This window comes from Psychromonas sp., assembly GCF_983033635.1.
In genome coordinates this window covers 1-8,273 of record NZ_CEZLMY010000159.1, presented here as the reverse complement: position 1 = coordinate 8,273, position 8,273 = coordinate 1, and the positions used below count along the sequence as shown (strand labels likewise).

The window sequence follows — 8,273 nt, the reverse complement described above, 5'->3', positions numbered from 1 at the left end:
AAACCATTTTCACAATGGTCGCTTAATTCACCTAATAAACGCTTTTGTGCAAAACAGATATCAATATTAATGGTTTCAATTTCACCAATAAAATACCCAGCCGTTAAATCGGCAAGATCGACCATACTCTGCAGATCTTTATTAAATATCAGTGGTGCAAATTCACCTAAGGGCAACTCCCCCGTAGCTTTAGTTTCAATAAATAACGCATCTAATGATTTTCCCTCCAACGCATAATCAAACTGCAAATTTTTAAGATGATACTGTTGCAGGTTATCTAAAGAGAAGGGCTCGTCATTCTCCTGTTCACTGTTATCTAATTCAAAATAAACATCTAAACGCTGATTAAAAAAGGCCTTACAGGGGTGTTTTAAAAATTGTTTTAAATGCTGTAATTGCACCTCAATTAAAGGTTCATCAAGCGGTAGATTTATATTATCTGCTTGCTGCATGGCTTGATCTTCGCCTTGCTCAGCCTGCGACGCATTCCACCAATTCGGGTTGTAGGTTTTATACGCACCTTGATAATAAGACTCGCTAAAGCTTTGCATCGGATAACTGTGATTAATAAAAGCGAATAAGGCTTTTTCTGCCGCACTGCTTGGTTCGTGTAAATTAGCTTGTAAAACAAATCCCTGCTGGCAGTAATTAAGCAGCTCAGAGACTAATACCGAAGCCATTTTTTCGCTGTTATCATTAATATTGCGGCCGATATAACTGATATACAACTTATCTTGAGCCGATAATAGCGCCTCTAAAAACAGATAACGGTCTTCTTCCCGGCGAGAACGATCCCCGCGCTTGCGATGCCCTGCCATCAAATCAAAGCCCATCGGCATAATATTACGCGGATACTGGCCATCATTCATACCTAATAAACACACCACTTTAAAGGGGATCGAACGCATCGGCATTAACGTACAAAAGTTCACCTGCCCGGTTAAAAAACGTTGGCTGTTAGACTGATTGGAAAGGTGATTTTCAAGATGTTCAATTAAGACAAATAACGATAAAGGCTCTGTAAACTGCGCCAGCTGTGTATGAGTGACCAAGTTATCAAGTTGATCGCGGATCATGGTTAATACCGCACTGTTCTCATCATCTTCAAGATAAAAGGTGTCAACAAGCTGATAAACAAAAGCCTGCCACTGCTGGGCATTATAAGGCTGTTTAAGGTCCTCCTCTAATTGTATTAAAGCATCAATAAAATCGATAAAACGCCCTAACAGATCGCCCTGCAAACCTTGTACTTCATCATAGGGGGAGATATCAGCAAACATCACGCCCCCCATCGCATAACCAAGCAGCATACGTTTTAAACCAAAAATCCAGCTGTTTTGCGGTAATTCAGGCAGATCCCACTGTGTCGCACTTTTTTCATGTAATCCCCAGCGAATACCACTTTCATTGATCCACTTTTGTAATAACACAAAGTCATCTTGCTCTAAATTAAAACGTTGTAAAATGGCGGGCACTTCCAGCAAAGCAAAAATATTTTCTCGGGTATAGCGGCTTTGATTGAGATTGAGCAGTTGTAAAAAACTCACTAAAATTGGATTTTCCTGCTGCGCACTGACATCTGAGATAGTGAACGGGATATAACGATTTTTTTCTACACTGGCAAATACCGCCTGCACATAAGGCGCATAAAGATCAATATTGGGCACCATCACGATAATATCTTTTGGTGTTAACGATTTATCAGACTCAAACATAGCCAGTAAATTATCATGCAAAATTTCCACTTCGCGCATCACACTATGCGCTAAATGCACGCTTAGAGACTGATCCTCTTTATCGATAACAGTGCGCTCGGACGCATCCAAAGCTAAGGGTAAACTGCTGTCCTGCAGCTCTAAAATATCTGCTTGAATGTGATGCAATAAACTATCACGGTTGATATCGACAAAAGCATCCACCTCTTGCTGTTCCAATGAATAGAGCTGATATAAAAAATCTCGCCCCATTTTTCCCATTGAGGCAAGTAATGGATTACCCACTTCATTATCCTGGTCCTCACTCATTGCCCACTGCAGATGCTTTTGATCTTTCTGCCAGCTCGAGTCAGCTAAGCTTTTAACTTCACCCTGCTGCACCGATAATTTAGGGCGACTTTGTGCAAAACGTTTAGCGAGCAGTTTCGGATCGACAATATCAGCCCAGTAATAACGACAGGGATTGCTTAATAAAAAGTGCACATCACAATGTTTAGCAAGACCTAATAAGGCTTGCAGATAAGATTCAGGCAGAGCGGAAATACCAAAGACAAAAATGCGCTTCGGCAGATGCTTTAATGTTTTTTGACTGTTAAGCTTTTCTAAAAAATCTTTATACAAACCCGCACGGTGATAAGCTTTACCTTGCGCTGCAAAGCTCTGTTCAATGGTAAGAGATAGCTTTTTCCATAGTTTAGCCTGCCAGCGCTGCTCACCTAACCATAAGGGTACCGATTGTTTATTTTCAATGCTCCATGTCGCTAATTGTTGTTCGCTGCTGTTTTCCCAAGCTTCAATCCACTCAGGACGATAGACTAAATACTGATCAAAAATATCAGCGATTTTCTGGCTAAGCTGAAAGCGTTTACGTAACTGCTGATCATCTTCAAGGTAATGTAATAAAGCTGCAAAATCAGGATCTTCTAAACACGCTGGCAATAACTGCATTATTTGCCAGGTCATCGACATTTTATTAAACGGGCTGTTATCAGGCACATCCTGTAAAACTTCTTTAAACTGCTGCCAGATAAAACTGGCAGGTAACGGGAAGTCGATATTGGCCGCAATACTGGTGGATTGCGCAATCTGCAGCTGTAACCACTGCGCCATCCCCGGGCTTTGTACGAGAATGGTTTCATTAGCAAATGGGTTTTCAAGTGGAGATTGCTGCATCAAAGCAACAAGCAGATCTTTTAATAAGTCTAATTGATTAGAATGATAAACTTGAAACACAAGCGCGGCCTTTTAGTTAATACGATTTTTTAATAGTATACCTAGTTCAGCATAAAAAAAGTAAATCTACGTTCACTAACTCCCAATACCAAGCGTTACGCAAGATTTGATAGTTTCATTGTAAGTGCATCTCAGCCCGCCAAGAGGATAGCTTCCAACCTACACACTCAATAATATTATTTAACCACAGCAAATTACAGTATCCAGATAATATAACGGTATAAGGTTAATAGCCGATGGTGTTCTATAATAAAAAGTGGTGATGTAAAAAATGAAACTAGATGCTGAAAAAGTATTACATTAGCTGCTTGTTCCCAGTTTTAGTTTTGACCAGCCAATTGATAGCTTCAGATACCTTATCTTCATCAAATTACAATTATATTTGGCAAATAAGGAATAATAATGAAATCCTTACTTAAAACAGTCATTCATTTTCTCTTGTTGTTTTTTATGTTGTTACCGTCCGCCTTTTGTAGTGTTCCCCCCGTTAAAATTGGCTATGTCATTCCACGAACTGTCGATGATATGTTCTATGGACCTGTTGTTGGTTTTATGCAAGCGGCTGCTGATGACTTAGGGGTTGAACTTTCAATCATTGAAACAAACGACAACCATATCCGCGCTCATCTACTGGTGGAAAAATTTTTAACTGATGGCCACAAAACCGATGCTATCATCGCCATTAGCGTCAAAAATAGTGGTGATAGAATTTTAAAACTTTGTGAACAAGCCAAAGTCTCCTTAATGATAGAAAATGCCGCCATTCTCGATAAATCCATTGGAGAGCCCAGACAGTATTTCAAGTATTACATAGGTGAAATATTGCCAGACGATGAAGGAGCGGGTTATACCTTGGCGAAATATCTGCTGCAAAAAGGTAAAGTCGCACCTGATGGGAAAATCCACCTTATTGCTATCAGCGGCCCGTTCGGCACATCGGCTTCTATTGAACGGGAAAAAGGTCTACTACGTGCACTCAAAGAATTCCCCAACGCACAGCTAGAGCAGATAGTCAGAGCAAATTGGAAATCAGCATTGGCCGAAAAAAAGTTTATGAGACTCAAAGCTCGCTATCCGGATGTTAGTGCCGTATGGGCTGCCAGTGATGGTATGGCAATCGGTGCGGCAATAGCAGCAACGGAGATGAAACTGGCGCTTGGCAAGGATGTCGTTATTGGCGGTATCGACTGGTCAGCCGAAGGACTGGATGCGGTGAAGAAGGGCCAAATACAGGCCACAGTCGGCGGTCATTTTATGGAAGCTGCATGGACATTGGTTGCTGTTTATGACTATCTGAAAGGATTTGATTTTGCAAAAAACGATGGAATGAGAATGAAAACCAAGATGACACTTTTAACACAGGATAATATTGGTGAATATTCAATTTTGTTTGACGATAAAAACTGGTCAAAGATCGATTTCAAGAATTTCTCCAAACAGTATAATTCCAAGCAGTTATACTATGATTTCACGTTACAAAAAGTGATAACGGAACTGCATAAAGGCATCAATGGGCAGTAGACGGGGTTGTAAAACCATTTCTAATGGTGAAATTTTATTTTAACAATATCAAATATCAGCCCCCAAAAGGCTTGGTTTCTTTAAAGGCTGATATTTTGCCGTTTAATTACAACGGGTACGTGATTATGGTTTCTTGCGTGGTACCCCTAAGAAGTTAAGACGGCGTATACAGTTACTACTTATCACCACCTATCACTGGACGCCACCCGTGAGTAAACCGAGCAAAAAATCGATAAGAGTTTGCCCATGCTGCCAGCATGAAATGAAGTGTATCGGAATCACGCGACTGACCTAGCTGCAAGGCAATAGTATAAGGATAATGGCCGCCACTAAATAACAGGAGTCAATGCCGATAAGAAGCTAACAAAAAACGCTAACACCTTGATAAGGTTAAACACTTAGCCCTATCCCAGCCAAACTCGTCTTAAGAAAACAACAAGGCGAAGCATCGACCAATACAAATCCCACAATTTACTATAAATAAGTAGGCACGGGCTTGTTCAACAACCAGATAAGGTGTCGGCTGCGCGACACCTATCCTTATTTGTTATACGCTTGTTTCAGCAGACACTTTTGTTTTTGCTTTATATATGTCGACCAACAAAAAAACAATTAAACAAGGTATGTAAGTAATAAAGCCTACCCAAATCCCCATTGTTTGAGAACTAATAGCCAAGGCCAAAACTGATACTAATATAAACGACACAAAAGCTGTTTTAATAGGTGACATAGTTCTACCAAACACTTTATTGGCAAGCCTAGTTGGCAAAAATGCAATAATAAATGCGCTCAAATATTGTTCAATCATTTGCGAGATTCTCCATAAACGTATAACGCCGCGCTAAGCGGACTAAAATAGTTGGTTAAAATTGTTGAGGCACGAAACATAACCAACTGTTTTTGTTCCGTTTAAATGCCTGTTATAAGCAAAACTTTGCACACTATTTGTTAAATATTCTTTCAACTTCATCACGAATAGGTCTATAAAAATGCTTATTGCCTAGTAATACTAAGCATTCATTAACTGGGTCAATTAATTTGAAATTTTACCAACAGATTCATCAGCTAAGCTATGATAGCCTAAAATAGGGGACAGGAAAAAATAACCTGCATCATGAGATAATACATAGGGCCTAAATTTCTCTAGGCCCTTTTGGGCGATGATAGTAAGTGGCATTGCAAAACTACTTAACTATTTCGCCAACTCAGTAGGGGGATTACCGTTGACTAAGTTATCGGTTTTTCATTGATACGTCTTAACAATAAAACGCTTCAACAGTTCCTTTTATCGTCATCAGAAGCGGTTGCCCGCGACGGTCCAACGCTTTGTGCGATGGGACTTTTACCCAACCTTCACTGATACAATATTCCTCGACATCGAAACGCTCTTTGCCGTTGAGCCGAATACCAATATCGTGCTCAAAGATTTCTGCTACATGATGTGGGCTACGTGGATTACCCGCAAGGCGATCCGGTAAAGCTGGTAGCGATTTAGTGTCGTTCATGTTCGTGACCTGTAGTAAATAAAAAGTGCGCTATTGTAGACAATATAGGCATAACGCTCAAGAGTTGCAGTAATAAATGTTAGCCCCCTGTGTCAGGATAATGGTAAGTCCCCTAGTTTCCTAAACATTTAAATTTTGCAAAAAATACCACGCGTTGCGAATCACTCTTAAACAGTTTGTAAAGCGCATCGAAAAATATAAAACAAACAGCCATTGTAAATGGTTCAAGATATTCCAAATTACTCCCCCGAGTTTTGGTGTTACCCACAAAAAGCGGACAAAAATTATTGGTTAAACTTGTTGAGGAAGGAAAAATAACCAACTGTTTTTGTCCTTATTGATTAACTTGTTAGCAGCTTGCTTGCAGCTGAAAATTCTGTGATATCCATTGTGTGGCTATATTAAGGTCACTACATTCGTATACAGTTTTGGAAAACAGATTACGGACACTATGCGATGAAGAGACGCCGATGCATTTTATATTGGCTCGAATGGCAGAAAGACTTCCGTTATAGGTGTCTTCAATAGCCAGACATTCCGATGACTGTAGGCCTAATTTGTCTGCAGCCAATAAATAACAATCAGGCGCAGGCTTACTGTTTTCAACATCATCACCAGAAACAACTACAGATACATACTTTTCAAATCCGTGATTCTTTAGAGTGGTATTTACTCCTTCTCTTCCCGCCCCAGTGACAATTCCAACTTTTAAACCTTGTTCATAGAAATAACGCACAGACTCAAGTGCACCACTCATAAGAGGAAAAGCCTGCTTAGCCAAATATTCATTTGTGATTTCCGCTTTAGCTAACGCAAGTGCTATTGGTTCAACTTCAAGAGAATGATTCTCTACAATTGTTTTAGCGTTTGTTGTGGTTGGAATTCCTGCATACTGGCTTTTGTACTCTTCATGGGACAGTTCAACATTATATTTATATAGAACATCTCTCCACATCTCAAAGTGAGCTTGTTCTGAATCCGCAATTGTTCCATCGTGATCGAAAAGCACGGCTTTAATGTTCATAATTACCCTTATCTATATACAACTGTTTTTGTTCCGTTTAAATGCTCGTTAGCAGTCTTAAAGTTCATTAAACTCCTCTAGCCAACCGATGAAAGAATTAGAAACTTTTTTAACGGTACACAAATCGTGATTGAAAAACCATACGGGTAAATCTATTTGCTTACTTACGCAATCCGTAAGTTTGAAACAAAACATGTTTCCCTTACAATCAGACGCAAACAAAATATGTCCTTTCGGCATTCCACTCATTTCATATAGCTTTGATAGAGAAGAAACATCTTCTAGGCTCAAGAAATCTTGTACTTCAGAAATGTCGGAATTTAAATCACAAATTTTAGTTAATACATTTGGAGTGTGAACCAAACCATATGTAGATATCAAATACTTATATGAGTCAGGTAAAAAAGCATTTAATTTTGATTCAAGCTCTTCAATATCATGACTATTTATTGGAACCATGGAGTTTTTACTACTCCAGTTTTTTACGAATAAATCGATGCTATTCATTTAGCGATACTCCAAGACAGCTAACGCTTGCGACAACTGCGTTTGGGATTGGCTGTGTTTTTGCGTCTTTCTGCAAAAACAGTGACAAGACTAAAACGTCCGATTGGTTGCACTTGTTAGCTAAAATCATCATCGTATGAAGTGAAGAATTTACAGTAAATAACTAGAAATTAATTTTGATATTTCTAAGATTGATGTCTTACCTGTAAACTCGAATTTAACTTGACCTACAGCAGAAAAATATATTTCAAGTTCTGAATCAAGATCGAATGTACCAGATGTCTCAACAGAATAGGCAACAATATTTTTGTAAGGTAAAGATGTAAAATCTTTTTTACTCCCTGTAATTCCTTGGACATTTACAGCAATTATCCTTTTGCTTGTAAACACGACACCATCACGCATAGATTTATATGAATCTATTATCCTCTCATCTTCCAAAAGCAAGTCACTTACTTTATCTGCATATTCTGAGTTCTGTTTAAGCTTAAAAAAACCTTTATTATTGAAATCTATCATTGAATATCCTTTTTAGTTAACATCTTATTAGACGGAACAATTCCGTGTTTCCACAAGAAAGACGCCCATCAAATATTTATAATAAAAATAAAACTTACATTTTTATACGATGTTTATCAAACGCTTACATTTTATAATAGGATTTACCTATTGTAGAAAGGCGGAAAAATTCCGTATTTGCGGCGTAAACACGGAACACCTACGGCACTGTGTAATGAAACATGTTATTTTTACAACTGAGGGTGTTAT

General features: G+C 38.8%; 7 protein-coding genes. 1 reads left to right on the top strand and 6 read right to left on the bottom strand.

Annotated features, from left to right (window positions below; translation table 11 throughout):
• Window positions 1–2,948, bottom strand: a 2,948-nt coding sequence (recC, locus tag AC4GME_RS15410; protein WP_490379707.1) for an exodeoxyribonuclease V subunit gamma, incomplete at its 3' end; no start/stop codon positions are given.
• Between the two features lie 402 nt (window positions 2,949–3,350).
• On the opposite strand from recC, the gene AC4GME_RS15405 reads away from it, so the two are divergent.
• Entirely contained in the window at window positions 3,351–4,469 is a 1,119-nt protein-coding gene (locus AC4GME_RS15405; RefSeq protein ID WP_490379706.1) for an ABC transporter substrate-binding protein, read from the top strand.
• A 547-nt stretch (window positions 4,470–5,016) separates the two neighbouring features.
• Here AC4GME_RS15405 and AC4GME_RS15400 read toward each other — a convergent pair.
• The 5 genes from AC4GME_RS15400 to AC4GME_RS15380 all read right to left on the bottom strand — a co-directional run bounded on the left by AC4GME_RS15400 (window position 5,017) and on the right by AC4GME_RS15380 (window position 8,024).
• Window positions 5,017–5,277 carry a hypothetical protein gene (locus AC4GME_RS15400; RefSeq protein ID WP_490376638.1) on the bottom strand — a complete coding sequence of 87 codons (261 nt, stop codon included), beginning with the start codon at window positions 5,275–5,277 and terminating at the stop codon, window positions 5,017–5,019.
• 448 nt (window positions 5,278–5,725) lie between these two features.
• On the bottom strand, window positions 5,726–5,974 hold the full coding sequence (locus tag AC4GME_RS15395) for a DUF3297 family protein (RefSeq protein WP_490376639.1): 249 nt from the start codon (window positions 5,972–5,974) through the stop codon (window positions 5,726–5,728).
• Between the two features lie 349 nt (window positions 5,975–6,323).
• Window positions 6,324–6,998 (bottom strand): HAD family hydrolase, encoded by a 675-nt coding sequence (locus AC4GME_RS15390; RefSeq protein ID WP_490376640.1) that lies wholly within the window; start codon window positions 6,996–6,998, stop codon window positions 6,324–6,326.
• A 57-nt stretch (window positions 6,999–7,055) separates the two neighbouring features.
• Entirely contained in the window at window positions 7,056–7,505 is a 450-nt protein-coding gene (locus tag AC4GME_RS15385) for an SMI1/KNR4 family protein (RefSeq protein ID WP_490376641.1), read from the bottom strand.
• A 150-nt stretch (window positions 7,506–7,655) separates the two neighbouring features.
• Window positions 7,656–8,024, bottom strand: a complete 369-nt coding sequence (locus AC4GME_RS15380; RefSeq protein ID WP_490379705.1) for a PH domain-containing protein — start codon at window positions 8,022–8,024, stop codon at window positions 7,656–7,658.
• Window positions 8,025–8,273 lie beyond the last annotated feature (249 nt).